Annotated in this window: 22 protein-coding genes and 1 pseudogene; 11 read left to right on the plus strand and 12 right to left on the minus strand. The window is 47.8% G+C overall.

Going from position 1 to position 18109, the window contains the following annotated elements; all coding sequences use genetic code 11:
• Positions 1 to 171: 171 nt before the first annotated feature.
• Positions 172 to 288: pseudogene (locus ACQ76X_RS27485) on the plus strand (AraC family transcriptional regulator); the annotation flags it as partial.
• A gap of 19 nt (positions 289 to 307) precedes the next feature.
• On the opposite strand, the gene ACQ76X_RS27490 reads toward ACQ76X_RS27485, so the two are convergent.
• Entirely contained in the window at positions 308 to 652 is a 345-nt protein-coding gene (locus tag ACQ76X_RS27490; RefSeq protein WP_438496971.1) for a hypothetical protein, read from the minus strand.
• A 183-nt stretch (positions 653 to 835) separates the two neighbouring features.
• Between ACQ76X_RS27490 and ACQ76X_RS27495 the strand changes: the two genes are divergently transcribed.
• Entirely contained in the window at positions 836 to 1177 is a 342-nt protein-coding gene (locus tag ACQ76X_RS27495) for a ribosomal protein L7/L12 (protein WP_438496972.1), read from the plus strand.
• An 85-nt stretch (positions 1178 to 1262) separates the two neighbouring features.
• Here the strand turns inward: ACQ76X_RS27495 and ACQ76X_RS27500 are convergent, their stop codons facing one another.
• From ACQ76X_RS27500 to ACQ76X_RS27520, 5 genes are all read right to left on the minus strand, one after another.
• The gene (locus ACQ76X_RS27500) at positions 1263 to 1901 is read right to left on the minus strand and encodes an ABC-2 transporter permease (RefSeq protein WP_438496973.1); all 639 of its coding nucleotides are present in this window, start codon (positions 1899 to 1901) and stop codon (positions 1263 to 1265) included.
• A complete protein-coding gene (locus tag ACQ76X_RS27505) occupies positions 1894 to 2763 on the minus strand; it encodes an ABC transporter ATP-binding protein (RefSeq protein ID WP_438496974.1) in 870 nt (289 codons plus the stop codon). Before ACQ76X_RS27505 ends, ACQ76X_RS27500 begins: the two co-directional genes overlap by 8 nt.
• Positions 2760 to 3140: a GntR family transcriptional regulator gene (locus ACQ76X_RS27510; RefSeq protein ID WP_438496975.1), complete on the minus strand. Its 381-nt coding sequence runs from the start codon at positions 3138 to 3140 to the stop codon at positions 2760 to 2762. The genes ACQ76X_RS27505 and ACQ76X_RS27510 overlap by 4 nt, the downstream gene beginning before the upstream one ends.
• 165 nt (positions 3141 to 3305) lie before the next feature.
• Entirely contained in the window at positions 3306 to 3986 is a 681-nt protein-coding gene (locus ACQ76X_RS27515) for a succinylglutamate desuccinylase/aspartoacylase family protein (RefSeq protein ID WP_438496976.1), read from the minus strand.
• A gap of 172 nt (positions 3987 to 4158) precedes the next feature.
• A complete protein-coding gene (locus ACQ76X_RS27520) occupies positions 4159 to 5457 on the minus strand; it encodes an alpha-glucosidase/alpha-galactosidase (protein WP_438496977.1) in 1299 nt (432 codons plus the stop codon).
• A gap of 273 nt (positions 5458 to 5730) precedes the next feature.
• Between ACQ76X_RS27520 and ACQ76X_RS27525 the strand changes: the two genes are divergently transcribed.
• On the plus strand, positions 5731 to 6591 hold the full coding sequence (locus ACQ76X_RS27525) for a helix-turn-helix domain-containing protein (RefSeq protein WP_438496979.1): 861 nt from the start codon (positions 5731 to 5733) through the stop codon (positions 6589 to 6591).
• Positions 6592 to 6705: 114 nt separating this feature from the next.
• Here the strand turns inward: ACQ76X_RS27525 and ACQ76X_RS27530 are convergent, their stop codons facing one another.
• Positions 6706 to 6966 (minus strand): hypothetical protein, encoded by a 261-nt coding sequence (locus ACQ76X_RS27530; protein ID WP_438496980.1) that lies wholly within the window; start codon positions 6964 to 6966, stop codon positions 6706 to 6708.
• 368 nt (positions 6967 to 7334) lie between these two features.
• Between ACQ76X_RS27530 and ACQ76X_RS27535 the strand changes: the two genes are divergently transcribed.
• Complete coding sequence (locus ACQ76X_RS27535; protein ID WP_076111114.1) at positions 7335 to 7556, plus strand: hypothetical protein; 222 nt, start codon at positions 7335 to 7337, stop codon at positions 7554 to 7556.
• Positions 7557 to 7633: 77 nt separating this feature from the next.
• On the opposite strand, the gene ACQ76X_RS27540 is transcribed toward ACQ76X_RS27535, so the two are convergent.
• Together ACQ76X_RS27540 and ACQ76X_RS27545 are read right to left on the minus strand one after the other, a co-directional pair.
• Positions 7634 to 7957 carry a YolD-like family protein gene (locus ACQ76X_RS27540; RefSeq protein WP_438496981.1) on the minus strand — a complete coding sequence of 108 codons (324 nt, stop codon included), beginning with the start codon at positions 7955 to 7957 and terminating at the stop codon, positions 7634 to 7636.
• A 188-nt stretch (positions 7958 to 8145) separates the two neighbouring features.
• On the minus strand, positions 8146 to 8544 hold the full coding sequence (locus ACQ76X_RS27545) for a hypothetical protein (protein ID WP_438496983.1): 399 nt from the start codon (positions 8542 to 8544) through the stop codon (positions 8146 to 8148).
• Between the two features lie 238 nt (positions 8545 to 8782).
• Between ACQ76X_RS27545 and ACQ76X_RS27550 the strand changes: the two genes are divergently transcribed.
• Together ACQ76X_RS27550 and ACQ76X_RS27555 are read left to right on the plus strand one after the other, a co-directional pair.
• Positions 8783 to 8974, plus strand: coding sequence for a hypothetical protein (locus tag ACQ76X_RS27550; RefSeq protein ID WP_438496984.1), 192 nt, complete (start codon positions 8783 to 8785; stop codon positions 8972 to 8974).
• A gap of 313 nt (positions 8975 to 9287) precedes the next feature.
• Positions 9288 to 10418, plus strand: a complete 1131-nt coding sequence (locus ACQ76X_RS27555) for a C45 family autoproteolytic acyltransferase/hydolase (RefSeq protein WP_438496985.1) — start codon at positions 9288 to 9290, stop codon at positions 10416 to 10418.
• A gap of 87 nt (positions 10419 to 10505) precedes the next feature.
• Here ACQ76X_RS27555 and ACQ76X_RS27560 read toward each other — a convergent pair whose 3' ends face one another.
• A complete protein-coding gene (locus ACQ76X_RS27560) occupies positions 10506 to 11033 on the minus strand; it encodes a GrpB family protein (RefSeq protein WP_438496986.1) in 528 nt (175 codons plus the stop codon).
• Positions 11034 to 11201: 168 nt separating this feature from the next.
• Here ACQ76X_RS27560 and ACQ76X_RS27565 point away from each other — a divergent pair, with 168 nt between their 5' ends.
• From ACQ76X_RS27565 to ACQ76X_RS27585, 5 genes are all read left to right on the plus strand, one after another.
• Positions 11202 to 11372, plus strand: a complete 171-nt coding sequence (locus ACQ76X_RS27565) for a hypothetical protein (protein ID WP_179091754.1) — start codon at positions 11202 to 11204, stop codon at positions 11370 to 11372.
• A 162-nt stretch (positions 11373 to 11534) separates the two neighbouring features.
• The gene (locus ACQ76X_RS27570; RefSeq protein WP_438496987.1) at positions 11535 to 12470 is read left to right on the plus strand and encodes a LacI family DNA-binding transcriptional regulator; all 936 of its coding nucleotides are present in this window, start codon (positions 11535 to 11537) and stop codon (positions 12468 to 12470) included.
• A gap of 55 nt (positions 12471 to 12525) precedes the next feature.
• Positions 12526 to 13788 carry an MFS transporter gene (locus ACQ76X_RS27575; protein WP_438496989.1) on the plus strand — a complete coding sequence of 421 codons (1263 nt, stop codon included), beginning with the start codon at positions 12526 to 12528 and terminating at the stop codon, positions 13786 to 13788.
• An 18-nt stretch (positions 13789 to 13806) separates the two neighbouring features.
• A complete protein-coding gene (locus ACQ76X_RS27580; RefSeq protein WP_438496990.1) occupies positions 13807 to 14595 on the plus strand; it encodes a GNAT family N-acetyltransferase in 789 nt (262 codons plus the stop codon).
• Between the two features lie 86 nt (positions 14596 to 14681).
• Entirely contained in the window at positions 14682 to 15026 is a 345-nt protein-coding gene (locus tag ACQ76X_RS27585; RefSeq protein ID WP_438496991.1) for a DUF4190 domain-containing protein, read from the plus strand.
• An 86-nt stretch (positions 15027 to 15112) separates the two neighbouring features.
• Here the strand turns inward: ACQ76X_RS27585 and ACQ76X_RS27590 are convergent, their stop codons facing one another.
• Entirely contained in the window at positions 15113 to 16321 is a 1209-nt protein-coding gene (locus ACQ76X_RS27590) for a response regulator (RefSeq protein ID WP_438496992.1), read from the minus strand.
• Positions 16318 to 18084, minus strand: a complete 1767-nt coding sequence (locus ACQ76X_RS27595) for a cache domain-containing sensor histidine kinase (protein ID WP_438496994.1) — start codon at positions 18082 to 18084, stop codon at positions 16318 to 16320. Before ACQ76X_RS27595 ends, ACQ76X_RS27590 begins: the two co-directional genes overlap by 4 nt.
• Between the last annotated feature and the right edge of the window lie 25 nt (positions 18085 to 18109).

The following is an 18109-nucleotide window of genomic DNA, read 5'->3' on the forward strand; positions in this document are numbered from 1 at the left end:
ACATTGAGCAGAACAATACGTTGCCCAGTATCTAATTGATTAGTCACATAGCAAAGTGGCCTCCCGGGAGGCCACTTTTGCACTGCTGTTCAAAGAAAATAAACTAACGATTGATCATCCAATGTGTCTCTAGTAATCAAGGGAGATGTTGAATGGAAAAATCTTGATATCTACTCCACTAATAGAACGCTGCAAGAAATTTCTGATGTAGCACATTTAAGTGTTTCGGAGTGCAAACGTACTTTCAAGAAAACAATTCATATGACCCCGTATGACTACTTAATTAAAAATCATGGAATAAACACCGCTAAACCGCCAAATGTACTGCACCGTCTTTGTAAATATCTACTCTTTGCGCGCAGAGCAGCATGCCCAGTCCATTAGCTTGACCTTTTTCTCTTAAGTCCTTCTCTCTGCGTTCCCAGATTTCTCTGTCATGGATAATATCATATAAATAGTTGCTCTCGGAATTAGCAGCTTCCATCTCTTCAACGAAGATGAAGCTGCCTGGAAAAAGTGCCTTGAACCACTCAACCGCTTCCGTATGTGAGCTGAATACAGGGAGATCCTGTTCAAACCGCTCCGACAAATAACGTTGCTTCAGCCTGCCGATCCTTACATAATATTCATCAAGCGTTTGTGGAGTAATCATATCAAAGCCCCCTTATGCTTCACTAAAAACTTTTTCCAAAAATATCATGTTCCTCAGCGGAGGGATATGATATTCTTCATTCTCGGGCAACAACAATCACTGGCTGATTGTTCACGACTGAGCATGACGGGTATTGAAATGTAGAGAATACACCACACCATTTATAATAGGGAGGCTATATCTTTGGAAAATACGGATTGGATCTCACTCGCGGCACTGATACTAACGATGCTGCTCATGCTCAGGGTAATCAGTCTCAATAAGCGAGTCAACGAATTGCAGGCACAGCTGGAACGGATCGACAGCCGGTCAGCGATGGATGGAGGTTTTATCAAGACGGGGATTGCTGCCCCGACGCCGCAATTTGTGCAGAATATGGATTTAATGCCGGATTTGGAGAACAGGCTGCGCCTGCTGCTGGCCGAAGGCAAGAAAATCCAAGCCATAAAAGTACTGCGTGAAGCGCGGAACTTATCCCTGAAGGATGCCAAAAATTATATTGATGATATGGAGCGGGGGAAATAAGGAATGCTGTACCCCCTTGAATCAGAAACGGCTGCGCCCTCCTAAAAGGAATGGCGCAGCCGTTTCTTTGATAGTATAGATAATCCTATATATCCTTACTCGTGAAGATACGCAACGAAATCAGATAAGAGCCAAATAGGATGATAATATAGGCCAGACCGCTGATAACCGGGATCAGAATGCTCTCGGTCTTGCCCGTGCTAACCCAGTTCGCCAGATCAGGTAACCATGCCAGGAGCTTGGTCAAAGCGGCGAAATTAAGCATAATTAACATGATAAAAATAAAATTGACCACCTGAGTCCCTTTTTGGCCCAGCCAGTAGTGCAGCGGCAGGTACACTGCGGCTAGCAATGGGAAGCTAGCAATGCACAGGGCAAGCTCTCTCCAGGCAATGGGCTCTGTTGCCCGACCGGCAAAGAAAGCAACACCATACAGCAGCAAGGTACAAGCTAAACTGAGCAGGCAAGAAGGAAGCAGCACCAAATATTTGGCCATTACAATCTGCTGCCTCGGCATAGGAAGACTAATCAGGAATTTCTGATTGTTCTGCTGCACATCCACTGTACATGAATTGATTAGAATCAGCATGGCCGGAAACAAGGCGAACATGGTGTAGTTGTCAAAGTTGGTGTAGCCCATAATGATGTAGTATGGAACAAGCAGCAGCAGGAATTTTTGCAACAACATGAAGTCTTTACGGATCAGATGCAGCGAGTTATACATGCACATCACTTCCTTTTACAGTAAAATACATGATTTCCTCCAGCGTTGGCGTCTCGCAAATTGCATTGTCCTTGAAGTAGCGCTCCCCCTCTGCCCGGTTCCCGATCAGTCCCTCGAAGCCAAGCGCACTTTCCCGAATCCCAAGGAACAAGCGGCGGACATCGCGGTCAAGCAGCTCCTTGCCGCCTTTGACCAGCAGATATTTTTCCGTCAGCGCTTCCTTCATTTCATTAAAGACCATCTTCCCGTCATTGATAAAGATGATATAATCCGCAATCCGGTCGAGATCTGTTGTGTTATGCGTGGAGAACAGAATCGACTTCTTCTCATCCTGAATATGTTCAGTGAGCAGATCCAGCATTTCTCTGCGGAACACAGGATCTAGACCCGATGTAGGTTCATCCATAATGAGTAAATCGGCTCCATGTGACAAGGCAATCGCCAGCGAGAATTTAATCTTCATCCCCTTAGACAAATCCTTAATCTTCTTGCCTGGCGGAAGCTTGAACAGCTCCTGGTATTTCAAGTATGTATTCTCATCCCAGCGGCTGTAGAAAGGAGCAATAATCTTCTTCATCTGCTTGACGGTGAGCTGCTCGTAGTAAATATTCTCATCCGACACATATCCGATTCTGCTCTTGATGGCCGGTTGATGCTCCTGGTTATCAAGTCCGAATAGAGTGATCTCTCCCTGATCCGGATGAACCATGCCCATGATCATTTTAATCAGCGTTGTTTTGCCTGCTCCGTTCGGGCCGATCAGACCGGTAATATACCCTTCCTTCATCGCCAGTGAAATGTCCTGCAGCGCAAAACGGTCATAACGCTTGTGCAGGTGACTCAGCTCTATACAGTTACTCATCCCTTCTCCTCCTCATATAGCAGTTTCAGCATGTCCACAATCTCGGCGTATTGGAGTCCAAGCGCCCTGCTCTCATCAATGACATCCTTCAGCTTAAGCTCCATAATCCGCAGCCGCTGCTCCTTGATAAATTCCTGATCAGCCCCGGACACAAAGGAACCCTTACCGACAATGGAATTGATCAGCCCTTCTCTCTCCAGTTCCTCGTATGCCCGCTTCGTCGTGATGACACTGATCTGCAGCTCTTTGGCCAGCAGGCGGATAGACGGCAGCGGTGTCCCGGATACCAATTCACCCTGTAGAATCAGTTGGCGGATCTGCCCCACAATCTGGGCGTATATCGGCTCACCCGAGGTACTCGAAATCAAAATGTTCATGTTGCTGCACCATCATCCTTTTGTAACAATGTAGTTAGTGTATATATGTAATATATACAATATATATAGGCATGTCAATAATATCCTTTTATAGGATGCAAAACAGGCTGAACCCTCATTTGCTTGCGGGTTCAGCCTGAAGTGAACAGTCTCTTCTCATCATCTTCAACCAATAAATCCGGTTGTTCTTAAGAAATGGCACACGATGTCCAGCTGATACTGCACCCGTAAAGAGAAGTCCAGACTCCAGCAGGTCTCAACGGTGACCGCTTTCGTACCGAGAATTTCCTGAACCGCCTTCCGCGAGGTTCCGTTTCGCTCACGCCGCCGGATATTGAAATGATAGGAGGACTGAGTTATGGACCGGTTCATTCGTTTTACGATTTGCTTGGCCACTCTAGCTGTACGGCTTCCTGGACTAATAATCAAAGTCTGGCCAACCCGTTTGGGATTTTTTTGTGAAAGTCCGTTTGCTTCATGCAGATCCAGATACCACGAAGGGCTATGGTGCTGCGCCAGCTGAAATAAGGCTCCTGCCAGCGAATGGCTGGCCTTCGATTTACCACGGTAAGGAAAGGTCCGGTTTAAATCCGGCTTGCCTCTGATCTTCTTACGGTAAGCCTTTTTATTCACCAGAGGGACTATAATAAGTCTGCCTTTTAGGAGGATCAGCTCTCTGCGGGTGAACATTCCAGCCAGATTTTGCGCTGCACGGATGCTGGCCGGTTCATTCCCGTGTATTCCGGATACCACCATAAAGACAGGGCCGGGACGTGGACCGATAACGACATAATAGGGAGTTGCATAAGACGTACCTGGCGCAAGCATACTTTTCTCTACGAACACCGAATCTCACCTCCGGAGCGGTTCCGTAAATGAATATCTATATATAAGTATTCGTACTGCTGCTTCCGGTTTGGACACTCCGGGAAAATCATCGTCCATTAGCCTCAGCAGGCTCCCTATTTAGACAGACAAAAAGCCCGGTTTCCCGGGCTCTGTTAGTCATACTTATATGCTATTGATACTGTGGCAGCCAGTCGCCGTGGGCAGCTATCAATTCATCACACATGTTCACAATATCATCCATCGACAGCTCTGCCGCCGTATGCGGGTCTAACAGGGCTGCATGATAGATATGCTCTCTTTTGCCGGTGATTGCCGCTTCGATGGTCAGCAGCTGTGTTCCTATGTTCGTGCGGTTCAGTGCGGCGCATTGCGGAGGCAGATCCCCCACAAAGGTAGGTGTAACCCCGCTACTGTCCACGAGACACGGAACTTCGACACAGGCTTCCCGTGGCAAGTTGGTAATCAGCCCTGTATTCATCACGTTGCCGCCGATCTTGAACGGGACATTCGTCTCGATCGCTTCCAGAATATAAGAAGCATATTCATGTGAGCGTTCATGCTGAAGCTCGTGGTTGCCGACGAGTTCCTCACGCAGCTGCTGCCAGCGGCCAATCTGCTCCACACAGCGGCGCGGATATTCGTCAAGCGGAATCTGGAAGCGTTCGATCAGCTCAGGGTAGTTCCTTTTTATAAAATAAGGATGGTACTCCGCGTTATGCTCAGACGATTCTGTAATGTAGTAGCCGAACTTCAGCATCATTTCATAACGTACCATATCTGTGTGACGCTCCAGCTGTTTCTCTGCCGCACGGCGCTTAATCTCCGGATAAAGATCCTTCCCGTCCTTCGTGACCTCCAGCAGCCAAGCCATATGGTTGATTCCGGCGATCTTCGCCTGCACTCCCGTCTGATCCATTCCGAGGTGGTCAAATAATCCGGGAATGCATTGCTGCACACTATGGCACAATCCAACTGTCTGCACACCGCCATACGTGTTCATTACATTCGTCAGAACAGCCATTGGATTGGTATAGTTCAGGAACAGCGCATCCGGGCAGACCTCGCGTACATCCGCAGCAAAATCCAGCATCACCGGGATGGTGCGCAGATTGCGGAAAATGCCGCCGATGCCCACCGTATCCGCAATCGTCTGCCGCAAACCGTATTTCTTCGGAATTTCAAAATCGGTTATGGTGCAGGGATCGTAACCTCCGACTTGAATCGCGTTAATGACATACTTGGCGCCGCGCAGCGCTTCTTTGCGGTCGGAGTAAGCGTTAATCCTGCATGTGCTGCCGCTGCTATTCTTAATGGAGTTAAGCATGTTCTCTGAGTCCTTTAGCCGCTGATGATCAATGTCGAACAAGGCAAGCTCGAAACCCTGCAGCGCCGCTGTCGCTATGCAGTCACCCAGAACGTTTTTGGCAAAAACAGTGCTTCCTGCACCGATAAATGTAATTTTAGACATGAATAATACGCCTCCCGTTGGTTGCGGTAAGAATGCCTGCCTTAAGCAAATAAGGAGTTTATGCAAGGATGAATAGGGCAGATGATTGCAGTAATGGCAGTCATTATCCGCTGTTTTTTTGCTATATTCACTATAAAATAGAACGCCGGAAATGAGTATGGAGAAATACAAGTGAGATATGGATCTTTGTTGCATTTGGATTCGTGATGTAGTAGCCTGAGATTAAATGCAATATCAATATAACTCAGTCATTCATGTATGGGAGGCCCTTCAATGAATCTCGAACATTTGTACTTCACTGCCAGCTTTAATCTCGTACCAGAAGAGCAGGACATGGCCGTATTATTCAGTGGTGAAGGCAGACCCGTACCCGGACACAAGATCGGCCCCTCCGTGCATGATTACTTTTTGATCCATACCGTGCTGGATGGTGAGGGCTTCTTTCAAAGCGGGAATGTCTCGCGGCACTGCCGGACCGGAGACACATTTGTTATTTATCCGGGGTCCCTATTCAGTTACCAGGCTGACAAAGACAGCCCCTGGCACTACGTATGGGTAGCCTTACAGGGGGAAGCTGTAACGGCACTGCTCTCCGATGCCGGGATTACCAAGGAACGTCCGTTGCTGCATTCCGGGAACACCCGCGAGCTGCACAGCCTGTACGAACATATTCGCTTGGCCTTCCAGCAATCCCCTTATCCCCGGCTGGAAAGTCTGGAGGCCTCCGGCTGGACCCGGCTGCTGCTCCACCAGTTCGGGCTGGCCAACCTCAGTGTCCTGCCTGCCCGCCCCAAAGAAATGCCCGAGGTCATAGACCGCCAGATCGACCAGGCGATCCGTTGGATCTCGCTGCAGTTTCATCAGCAGATCAGCATCGACCACATGGCTGCGACGTTGGGCTATCACCGGGTGCATCTGTCCAAGGCATTCAAACAGAAGACCGGCTTGTCTCCCAAGCAATATCTGCTGAAGATGCGGATGGACAAAGCCAGGGAGCTGCTAGGGGGGACACTGACCATCGATCAGGTGGCCTCATCCGTCGGATTCAACGATGCCCTCTACTTCTCCAAGCAGTTCCGCAAATACACCGGCATGCCGCCGAGCGAGTATCGCGCCGTTCTCCGTGAGAGTTAAGGGGAATGATGAACAACCCTGACGGAGTTCACCGGCAGGGTTGTTTTAAAACCTATTACTCACTATATATGTTCTTGCGTACCTTTAATCTAAAAGGCCCGTCTAAGCGCAGTTTTACTTTCTATCCGTCTTGTCAACATATTGACCTGTCAATGGATCATAGTGAGGACGTTCTCCGGCGATCTTAAGCTCAATCCGTTGCACCGAATACAGCAGCTCCCCGAAACCGATAAAAAACACACCAATCAGGCAGGACCAGATGAACAGATAGATACCGGCAGATAATGTACCCATGTTCATGGCTACAGGAATCGAAGCAATCAATCCAAGAACAATTATACCGCCGCCTAAATATTTTAAATGTTCGCCTTTCATTGACTTCCTCCTATCTGCAGAACAGACTCATTATAATTTGTTGAAATTCATTCCGATTACACCTGCGACAAGACTAATCAGCAAGTAGACAATGATCATCACAAGCAAAACTTTAAACAGGTTAACCGACCTTTTCATTGTTTGCTTCACCTCCTGTTAGCCCGCCTAATGGGTTTCTTATTTATCCGATGGAAGAAATGAAATCCTAAATTATTCCAACGGCTACTCGTGCTAATTGTAGTGTTTCAATACCTTCCCGTCAATGTTGCTCCTTGCAGCGTATTAGTTAATTGATGCAATTGGGGTGATGCGGTATACTGCTGTGTAGACTTTATACTAGTGCAGAAATGATTAAGGAGGTTGTCCAATTGAAGGAGATTCGAATGCAATCAAAAGACCGCGCCGTAAGCTTCAGACTCATTGAAGAGTCCGGAGAATTTATAGTGTTCGACATGTCATTGTCTGGCCCCGCGCGGGATAGAACAAGCTACAGCGGAACAAGTTTTGAAGCGGCCTGGAAAGCTGTCGAGGCTATAATAGGGGTAACGGCTATACCGGACGAATTCAAACCATACGCATCAACATTGTAGTAACAAGCAGAATGCAAAATCTTTTATGACATGAACATATAAATTTTAAAGAAAGGGTCCCAGGATTGGGACCTTATTTATGTAGTCGCTTGAATAACATCGTCAATCTTAATCCAATCATATTCATACTCAATCTGTAATTTAACCTGTCTCAGCTGCAGGTCCACCGACATGACAACGCCCCTGATCTTATGGTCTTGTTCTGGATCGAACAGCGTAATTGTGATCTGTTCGTTATAACGCTTGGAATAAGCAAGTACATGATCTATCAGCTCCCACTCCTGAGCATCGAGCACGGGTTTGCTTCGCAGGCACTGTTTTTCTTCATCCTGGATGATTCGGCGTTTGTGCTCCGGAGTCATCATCCGGCTGCAGTCGAATATGCTGTCAAATTTCTTCATGTTGTCTGACCTCCTCAGCCTCATAAATAAGAACACTTGTTTGTATTATAACCATCTTAGAGAAATTAAAGCAACGGAAAAATCCGCCAGTTGAACACTGGCGGACTGAGAGCTAAACGCTATTAGATTGAATATTTCACCAATAAAGATATGCCCGATTCACCGCGACGACCAGGTTATGGGGACAATTACTTCATATTCTCCACCGGCATGTTCATTAGGAAGTACTGAATAGCCAATTCTTTTTCAATCGTCTTCAATACATCGTCTGTCGTACTCTCGTGCACAAACGTTTCCTGCTTTAAATACGTTAATACAATATTGCAGCTATGGTCAAAACTGGCCAGAGCTTTGCTGTCTTTCTCTTCCAACTCCAACCGCATTCGGGTAACAAGAATTAAATATTCTTCAATCAAAGCCATCCGGTACGCATCTTTCAATACGTCAATTTGTCCCCAAGCATACACGCCCCCCTCTATTACTTCAGAAGAGTGCTCCACATACTCAAGAATTGAGTTCAATAGCAGCAATTCGATCCGTTCAAGGATCTCCTGATAAATTCCTTTGATAACTTTCCTTGTATTCACAACCATTCACCTCTCCAACTCCATTTTTCTGAGAAAATCAACCTGCCGTCCTAACCTGGAGGGTGCTTGGGTCTATATTCACTGTAAATAGTTACTTTATGAATAACCCTGTTTCAAACCAATGTATATAATAATAATAATACAATATTGTAACCAAAAAGTCTGTTAAATTGTTCTAATCCTGTTTAATAATAAGTAGAGATAACAATGCCACAGTTCCAAAAGGAAGTGAAAAGAGATGAGAAAAAAAGAAATACAGTCGGCCTTGGAACAAAGTATGAATCAGCGTGTTCATCTTGTGAGCGGTGAAACTTTTACCGGCCTTTGTGAAATTGATCATCCTTCGGATTCCTTAAGCATTTCAACAAATAAAGGTATGCTAACGGTACCTTTTTGGACCATAAAACGTTTTGTTCACAGCAGAACATAGACAAACCAGCCTGGATTTTTTCAAAAAAACCAACCCGCCAACATACGGACTGGCGGGTTGATTAATGTACGCATTTAAAGCGATTTTCGGCTGAATTTTAATCCCAAACTTATATCTATAATTTACCATCGAAATGCCATGAATACAAGAAAATTCAACTGTAGCCAAGCATATTGCACATAAAGGCCGGGAAATAACTTCACCTTGGAATCACAGCGTTCGATTCAGCATTGTTACGGCTTTGCCGCCGTAGCGGTAACAGTTTTATAATGGAGCTACTCTGCGCAGAGAGTAAACGTAGAAGGAGCTTCACATGGACCTCAAAACATCCATTTACCAGCATATTGTTACGAAAGGAACACATTATGAAGTCGGGCGCGCACTAGGGGCATATTATAAACACGACACTGCTTTTATGTCCTTTATGTCCTCACCGTTTATGGGCAGTCCGCCGCTCCATCCGGCTGCCGCTGATAAGGCAATGAATATGTTCGAGAAATATTGTCCCGGAATCAATCAGGAAATCAAAGGGTTCGCCGATGAAACCGGTATCCGGGAAGAAGCGGTCGTCTTTTACTTCTCTTATTTCCAGTCAGCCGGCCATTGCAGTCAGGCTGCCTTGCGAGCCGGTCCTATAGACAAACCCCGTGCATATCACATGCGGACGTATGATTTTGGCTGGGAGGATGCTCCCTATAATCAGCTTTTGCTGAGCACCACCCGTGTGACGGGCAAGCCTGCCCACATCGGATTTTCGCTGCAGCTCTTCGGCCGGTATGACGGCATGAATGACGAAGGTCTCAGCGTGACCACGACCTCCGGCAGAATCCGGCCAGAAATGACAGGTGAGGGCTTTGTGTTCCCGGGAGTGGTTCGGGCCCTGCTAGATGGCTGCACCACAACCAAAGAAGCTGTTACACTGCTGCGCAGCATGCCGATCTCCGATTACCGGAACTTTCTGGTGTCCGACAGGCACGGTTCAATGGCATTGATCGAAGCAGCTGGGGCACATAAGGAAATTGAGGTTTATGATGCCAGCGCGGCGAGTCTTCCCCAGCTTATCGTTTCCACCAATCACTATACGATGCCAGCCATGCAGCAACATAACCTGCAGCTGATGCATAACTCCCAAGCCAGGCAGGATGCGATGTACTCGACTCTCTGGAACACAGGAACGGACTACAATCCGCTGGATGCAATGAAACAACTGGCAGGTCAGCACCTGCCGGAAGGCGTCTGCTGCCATCACTACGGTGAAGGCTTCGGGACGTTATGGTCGATCGTTTGTGACAATGCCTTACGGGAGACTCATATATGCTTCGGTTCACCCATGATTAACCCTTGGAGAAGCTTTGGGTTCAGTGATCCGCCCGGCATGAACGAATATACCGCCACTTTGCCTAACGAACAGTCCGACGCACAGTTTTGGAGCAATATACTTTAAGAACCTTTCATGTTAAAAAAAGAGCGGCAACCGGCTGACCTGTTCATTCAGGGTCCGGTTGCCGCTCTATTCATGCTTTTTCGCCGCTCACTGCATGGCTTTGTTTAGGATGGAATGCACAAAAGCTGTCTTGCCCTCCGTATAGGCTTCTCTGTCATTGCGGTATTGTTCTGCCAGGGCCAGCTTTACTTTCTCATACGCCTGAACCGCAGCGGGATGACTCCGCAGATAGTCCCGGAAAGCGATATGCTCCAGATAACCTTTACCGTCCTTGGGACATACATAAAGATGATAATGCATCAAACCGTCATCCTTCTCGCACTCGAAAACCTCTCTGCCCTCGATCCCGAGATTTCCAAGATGCACATAATCGAATTCCCGGAACCTCTCGATAATATCAGGCAGTGCCTCATAGCTCTCCATCACAACATCCAGGTCTATAATCGGTTTGGCCGCCAAACCTTCAATAGAGGTGCTGCCCACATGCTCGACTGTAATGACAAGATCTCCGAGGATCTCAAGCATCCGCTCTTTGATTCTGCTAAATTCGACCTTCCAAACGGGATTATAAGGAACCACTTCAATAGGAACAGGGCTTACAGCGATGTCCGTCACCTTCTTTGCTGGGTTAGTTATTTTACTGTCAGCTTACTCTAAGCCTTCACTCTTTGTAAAGGATCCGGTACACACTCCAAAGTGGCTGCGCCCTCCCGATTTCAGATGGCTGGGATAAAATGCAAACCAGTTTCTCATACTATCTGTTAGCAGATGGAGGTGAAAGTCATGCCCAAAAATAGTGCCGATCCCAAACACGACCGTGCAAATAATAAAGCAGATAAGAAAAACAACCAGCAAAACCATGCACATCTTACTGAAGAACCCCAGATGTTGAACGCCAATAAGGCTGAAGATTATGTTCCCAGTTTGAATGGTGTCACCAAAAATGAAACTTAAGCTGTAAAATTGTACAGCAAACAGGCTGCTCCCCGTCGCTGAATGACGGGGGAGCAGCCTCTTCTTGTCTCCAAGTAAATATTTTTAGTTTTCCATTCAGTTGACTTGTCCCGTGGCTGAATGATAGGCTTTTCTTCTAAGCCTTGTTAAGGAGAATGCCCGATGAAAAAAGCGACGATGAAGGATATTGCCCGCCAGGCAAACGTTTCAGTAGCCACGGTCAGCTATGTGCTGAACAATGTCAAGAACCAGACGATCCCTGACCCGACCCGGCAGAGTATACTGCAAATTGCCAGGGAACTGAATTATGTCCCGAATCTCGCTGCGCGTTCCCTGGTCAAACAGCGGACCGGACTGGTCGGCATTCTGATTAACCGGACATCCGCATTGCCCTATTGGAAACGCCAAAATTACATGTCGCTGGTGGAAAGCCTGGAAGCGATGCTTACAGACGCCGGATATCATACACTGCTTGTCCGTTTGAATCCTCATAATCCTGCGATGGATGTAATCCGTGAACGTAAACTGGATGCTGTCTTTGTGCTGGATGTTATGGATGAGATGTTCTACCGGATATCCGCCAATTTTGTGGAAGGCGTGCCGCTGATTCTGATCGACAGCATCATTGATGACCGTTTATTTAATCAAGTTAATTATAACTATCCGCAAGCGCTGCAGGCCGCCGTATCCTCCTCCACTGCTCCCTCCTGTCTGGTCATGGAGAGCTATCATAACAAGGCGTTATCGGAGTGGGTCATTGCTGAATCCGCCTTGCCGCAGGAGCATATTCATATCGTCAACAATTCGCAAGAGGCACAAAGTGAACTCATGAGCTTTTTGACCCCTAACCGGGATAAGCACGTCATCGTCATCAATGAATTTTTGGCAAAAGCTGTTGAAAAAACTGCCTTGGCCTCTTCTGTTACAGCCATATGCACCTGCGGGGTACCGGAAATCCTGCTGGACAGTACGACTGTCATTCAGTTTCAGAACGATAGAGCACTGACCGCCTATGAATTAATGACATCCGTTATTCGCGAACAGTACGATTCCAGTCTGTCAGGCAGCAATCAATTTCTGGTTGAAGTTCTCCAATAAATTCTCTATAATAACTTAAACGTTTAAGTTAATTGATGATGAGGAGGTTTTATTGATGAATATTCCCAGCGCTGAGATGGTGAATGCCCCCACTTTACCCCAAGTGAACTATCCGGTTTTACGCAAAAACAAAGTTTTCCTGCTGTTGTTCACAGCCAGTACGCTTACGATACTGGGAAATGCCTTTCACAGTCTCGCACTTAGTCTATGGGTACTACAGGAGACTGGCAGTGCAAAAATGATGAGCATCATGACTGTCAGCAACCTTGTCATCTGTTCATTGCTAGGAAGCGTGGCTGGTACACTCGCCGATCGCGTTAACCGCAGAACGCTGATTGTATGTGCCTATCTGGTACAGAGCATCACCGTAATGGGAATCGCTTACGCTCTTACCAGCCCAAATCTCTCCTTCGTCCTGATTGTTTGTCTTACCGGAATTGTAACCTCTGCCGGACAATTTCAGTCTCCTGCCTTTCAGGCTTCCCTGCTGACTGTCGTCGGCAAAGAGCATATCCAGCAGGCAGCGGGCTGGATGACCTTGTCAGAGAACATCTCCCGTACTGTTGGTTACGCTCTTGGTGGAATCTTTGTCGCTGCCTTCGGTGGTGCTTGGGCGATCTTTGTAGATGGGATGACCTTTCTGTTGGCCTTCGTGCTGGTGCTAGCCTCAGGCTCATTCACTGGTGTTATAGCCGCACGTGGACCGAAAAAAACGTTCAAGCAAGATATTTTCAGCGGTTTCCGTTATATTTGGAGTAATCCATTTGCTAGAGCTGTTACCTTACTGCTTCCCGTACTCACACTATTTTTCCTCTCCTGCCTCATGCTGACACAAGTCATGGCCGTGCAGGTATGGAAGGCAAGTCCGTTTCAGTTCGGTCTGATGGAGAGCTGTATCCCGCTCGGGTACATGCTTGGATCGGGCTTGATATTGACTGCCGGGAACAGGATCAGGCACCGTGGTCTGCTGGTCGCTGTCAGTCTCCTGCTGCTGGGTCCGCTGTACGCTCTGCTGTCGGTTACTACCTCAATGATGCTGGCCATCCCGCTCATTCTGCTAATCGGCTTCACCTTCTCGTTCAGCACTTTACTGATTAATATCATCCTGAGACTAGAGGTGCCTGAGGACTTGCAAGGGCGGATGTTCGGCGTACTGGGCTCATTAATGAGTGTGGGGCCCCCGTTGGGACTTGCTGTCTTTTCTGCGTCCGCCGACCATTTTGGAGCCTCTGGAACGATGCTTGCTGCCGGTCTTTTCCTTTTTCTGTTCGGCATCGGAGCTGTATCCCGACTTAAAGTAGTGCGCGAATATAAATAAGAACAGGAGTGAAGTTCATTGGGCCAGACTGAATTGATTATGAAGTATTTGCGTGAGAATCCGCTAAAAAATGTAACTCCGTTAAAGATGATGACCGCTTATCATCAAGTTATAGACAGCTATCTGGTTCAACAGCAGGAACACTGGGGCATTCTGTTGCTTCTGCCTGCAGACGCTTATTCCTTTGATCAACGGATATACCCGAATGCCGAGAAAATAGTGCTGATGGATTACAGCAGCCCTGAGGTGCTGCCCGAGGTGCTAAAGCGATTGCCCGGAGAAACGAATCTGGTCTTCAAAATTCAGGAGCAGACACGGATTGCGATTGCCGCCGCTCATCTTCCGCTGCACAAAGTACGATGCTTTTATTCCTTTAGTTCCACAGCAGAGCAACGTTTCGCTCCGGACGCCGAAGCCTTGCTGAACGAACAGATGGATGAACGGCTGCTTCCATTATGGCAGGAGAACGATTACTCCAAGGAGGAGATTGAGCATTACTTTGCAGACGGTGCCTTTTCCGTATCCATATTCCGGGGAGACACACCACTCAGCACCTGCCTCGTCTTCCGCAACGAGGAACAAATCTGGGAAATCGGGGCCGTGCGTACGGCCGAAGCCGGCAGAAGAAGCGGACTTGCACAGCGGGTCGTCCGCACTGCGGTATTCCATACGCTGCAGAGAGGTTATACTCCAAGATACCAGGTGGAGGATACTAATATCGCCTCCATTCGTCTGGCCGAATCCGTCGGCCTTACGCTAGCGGTGAAGCTGGAGCATTGGCTTAATTATATAGAACAGCCGAAATGATCAAAAATTCATCACCGTAATATTCTGGAAATTGTTATATAATGCAAGGAGCAGCAATAACAATTTATTTATGAAGGAGTTCATTCATGAGCTATCAACCGTTTGGGCATCAGGAGTATTATACACCGCCACCCCCGCCGGCACAGACAAACGGCAAATCCATTGCCTCATTGGTGCTTGGGATTCTGTCCATTGTGGCACCTTATATCGGGCTGGTGTTCGGGATTATTGCGATTATACTTTCCGCGATTTCCCTAAAAGAGATTCGTACCCGTTATGAAGAGGGCAGAGGTCTTGCCATCGCCGGTCTCGTCTGCGGGATTGTCGGGACGATTATTTACACCATACTTATTCTGCTTTTTATATTGTTTATTTTTGCTTTCAATGAAATGGACACGGTTAACACTTTTTACGGCACCAGCAACATCTGATAGGCTATAAGAAATGCAGGATTTTCGAGTAAATGGACAAAAAAGGAAGCTGAACCGGTTTCGATAATCGGCGTCAGCTTCCTTTTTTATTGCGGCGGGCTGCCTTTGGTCAGAAGAATGTTGATGTTCTGCTGCTGGCGATATTCAGTCGGGGTAAGCTGGAACTTTTTGCGGAACATTTGAGTGAAATGGCGCATGTCCTGATACCCCACACGTTCTGCGATTTCCGCCAGCTTCAGCTTGGGGTTCAGCAGCAGCAGCTTTGCTTGCTCCAGCCGCAGTGAGGTGACGTATTCTTTGTACCCCTGTCCTGTCTTTTGCTTGAACAACTGGCTAAAGTACGCCGGGTTCAGAAACACGACAGAAGCCATCTTCTCCAGCGATAAATCCTCGTTGTAATGCTCCCTGATAAAGTGCAGCGCAACATCAATGGCCTTCTCTCCGCTTCCCTTCAGCGGCTCCGCCTCAAACGCTTGTGAAGCGGATGCTTCCCTCATCCGTTTCACGACCTGCGGCACGGTATTGAAATCGTAACTCAAGCCGGAATGCAGGATTTGAAAAGGCATCTTCAGATAATGGTTGAGATGGGCACGGAGCTCCTCCTGAAACGGTTCAATCCGCTCGTTCTCCCTCAAGGTAACCAGGCCGAGTAAACTCTGCCGGTCGAAATTGACGACAAAACCGTTCCCATGCAGCTCGATCAGCTCGGAAAGTACATTCTCCACGATAAAATGCTCCAGGCGCGCGCTTTTTTCCCCCGGGTCCAGCTGTACCATCACCAAGTAAAAGTTGTGATAATCTTCGATGAACGGACCAATATCCAAATTGCCGATATCAAGGCCAGAGGCCAGCCGCTGGAATACACCTTCCCGCAGAAATCTGAGGCTTGCCTTCAGCCTTTCCCCCTGCCGTGAAATGTCGTTGTCCTTCTGGATCTCCAGCGTCAGATTATTGATGATCTCCTCCAGCTTGTTTTTGCCGATCGGCTTGAGCAGATAATCCCTCGCTCCAAGACGGATCGCCTCCTGTGCGTAGGAGAACTCACTATGAGCGGAGATCACGATCCATTTCACATAGGGATATCTGCGTTTGGAAATTTTCATAAACTCAAGGCCATTCATACCCGGCATTAGGATGTCAGTCAACACGATGTGGATACGCTGTTCTTCCAGCACCTTGACTGCTTCCTCGGCCCTTGTAGCCACAAAAACCTGATACTCCGGGTACAGATGATTAATCGTGCGTTTAATGCCTTCGCGGATAACCCGTTCATCATCGGCTATGAGAATGTTCACTTGTATGTGTCTCCCTCCACTCTAATCGGAAGCATGATGGCAACCTGTGTCCCTTCTCCGGGTAAACTTTGAATCTGCAGACCGTAACCATCCCCGAACATATACTGCAGCCTGCGGTGGAGATTCTGCAAGCCGATGCCGCCTTTGCCGCCTTCTTTCGGACTGTCTCCGTTTAGCGAATCCTGCAGCCGCTCCAGCTGTTCCGCATTCATGCCATTACCGTTATCTTCAACGAATAACTTCAGAACATTCCCTTCTTCACGGGTGTATACCTTCAGGATACCCTGACGGTTAAGCGATTCCAATCCATGCTTGACAGCATTCTCGATCACCGGCTGCACCGTCATCTTCGGAACGCGGATGTTCAGCCAGCGCTCATCGACTTGGGCGACAATATGCAGCCTGCCTTCAAGACGGATGGAAATGATCTTTAGATAATGGCCGATCTGCTCCATCTCTTCCTCAAGGGTAACCTCCGCGCCGTCTTCCCACTGGCTGCTGTAACGGAACATGGATGATAACGAGAGTACAAGCTCGCCCAGCTGCTCATTCCCTTCCTCATCAAGCATCCAGTAAATCATATCCAGGGTGTTGTAGAGAAAATGCGGGTTCACTTGGGACTGCAGCGCATGCAGCTCGGCGTTCTTCTCACTGACGGAAGAGAGCTTGACCCGTTCGATCAATTCCTCAATCCGCCGGACCATCCGGTTGAAAGAAGCGACGAGAATATTGATTTCCTGATAGGAAGACACATTAACCACGCCCCGGAAGTTTCCGATTTCCACCTGCTTCATCTCCCGGATCACTTTCTTGAGCGGTGAGGATATGGTCTGCGACACAATGGAAGCAATCAGGGTGGATACGAAAATCAGAATGGAAATTACAATCAGCAGGTATCGCTTCATTTCGTTCAATTCCACATTGAGATCTTCGTCCGGAGTGATGCTCATTACCCACCAGCCGGAGAAGGACAGCTTGGAGGCCACTATTAAGCGGTCGCTTTCCTGCTGCACAATGACATCCTTATCCCCCTGCAGGGACGGCAAGTTCTCCACGACTGGTGACGGGTCCGTAGCCGAGGATACAAAACGCCCATCCTGAGACATCAGATAAACCTGGCTGTGCGCTCCCAGCTTCAGATTATCCAGCGCATCAAGAACAGGCTGCGGGTTTGTTTCGTACAGAACGATGCCTATCGGTTTGTGTTCATTGAGATCATAAATTTGCCGCCCGAAAGCGAATACAGGACTGTCCTCGACCTCATCAATGAGTGAATGTTCGTACACGCCGAGCCAGACCATTTTCCCCGTAGAAGCCTTAAGCTCATGGTACCAGTCCTCGGTGTGGTATTCCGGGTCGACCACGTTCATGTAGTTGCCGTAATTATAAATTTTGCCTTTGTCCATGATGACATGGATGCCTACCAGATCGTCCCGCGAATAAAAAATCGAGCCAATGATATTCGTGATGGTCTGTTCATTGATAAAAGCCACTGCCGGTTCATCGGTTGTTTCATTGAGCAGGCGAACCATCTCAAAGTTATTGCTGAGTGATTTGGACAGGGAATCATACCCCTTGTAGAGCAGGGTAAACAGCCCGGCCGTTTGAGCGACGTTCTTCTGCGACAGATCACTGATCTTTTCATGCAGCTGAACAGTAGTCCGGTTATAGTACAGCAGGCTGACAATCAGCAGAATACTGGACATGCAAAAAAGAAACAGCAGAAACAACCGATGGTGGATGGAATGAAAGCCATTTCGCATAGGACTCTCCTCCTTTCAACATCCT

This window comes from Paenibacillus sp. IHBB 3054 (assembly GCF_051594305.1).
Classification (GTDB): domain Bacteria; phylum Bacillota; class Bacilli; order Paenibacillales; family Paenibacillaceae; genus Paenibacillus_AQ.

What these genes read in the sequence shown, in the direction of transcription:
- ACQ76X_RS27490 (WP_438496971.1), bottom strand. Translation starts at nt 652, where the DNA reads ATGATTACTCCACAAACGCTTGATGAATATTATGTAAGGATCGGCAGG.
- ACQ76X_RS27595 (WP_438496994.1), bottom strand. Translation starts at nt 18,084, where the DNA reads ATGCGAAATGGCTTTCATTCCATCCACCATCGGTTGTTTCTGCTGTTT.
- ACQ76X_RS27550 (WP_438496984.1), top strand. Translation starts at nt 8,783, where the DNA reads ATGAGAAAAAAAGAAATACAGTCGGCCTTGGAACAAAGTATGAATCAG.
- ACQ76X_RS27510 (WP_438496975.1), bottom strand. Translation starts at nt 3,140, where the DNA reads ATGAACATTTTGATTTCGAGTACCTCGGGTGAGCCGATATACGCCCAG.
- ACQ76X_RS27520 (WP_438496977.1), bottom strand. Translation starts at nt 5,457, where the DNA reads ATGTCTAAAATTACATTTATCGGTGCAGGAAGCACTGTTTTTGCCAAA.
- ACQ76X_RS27540 (WP_438496981.1), bottom strand. Translation starts at nt 7,957, where the DNA reads ATGAAGAAATTTGACAGCATATTCGACTGCAGCCGGATGATGACTCCG.
- ACQ76X_RS27525 (WP_438496979.1), top strand. Translation starts at nt 5,731, where the DNA reads ATGAATCTCGAACATTTGTACTTCACTGCCAGCTTTAATCTCGTACCA.
- ACQ76X_RS27575 (WP_438496989.1), top strand. Translation starts at nt 12,526, where the DNA reads ATGAATATTCCCAGCGCTGAGATGGTGAATGCCCCCACTTTACCCCAA.
- ACQ76X_RS27565 (WP_179091754.1), top strand. Translation starts at nt 11,202, where the DNA reads ATGCCCAAAAATAGTGCCGATCCCAAACACGACCGTGCAAATAATAAA.
- ACQ76X_RS27570 (WP_438496987.1), top strand. Translation starts at nt 11,535, where the DNA reads ATGAAAAAAGCGACGATGAAGGATATTGCCCGCCAGGCAAACGTTTCA.
- ACQ76X_RS27505 (WP_438496974.1), bottom strand. Translation starts at nt 2,763, where the DNA reads ATGAGTAACTGTATAGAGCTGAGTCACCTGCACAAGCGTTATGACCGT.
- ACQ76X_RS27585 (WP_438496991.1), top strand. Translation starts at nt 14,682, where the DNA reads ATGAGCTATCAACCGTTTGGGCATCAGGAGTATTATACACCGCCACCC.
- ACQ76X_RS27530 (WP_438496980.1), bottom strand. Translation starts at nt 6,966, where the DNA reads ATGAAAGGCGAACATTTAAAATATTTAGGCGGCGGTATAATTGTTCTT.
- ACQ76X_RS27555 (WP_438496985.1), top strand. Translation starts at nt 9,288, where the DNA reads ATGGACCTCAAAACATCCATTTACCAGCATATTGTTACGAAAGGAACA.
- ACQ76X_RS27500 (WP_438496973.1), bottom strand. Translation starts at nt 1,901, where the DNA reads ATGTATAACTCGCTGCATCTGATCCGTAAAGACTTCATGTTGTTGCAA.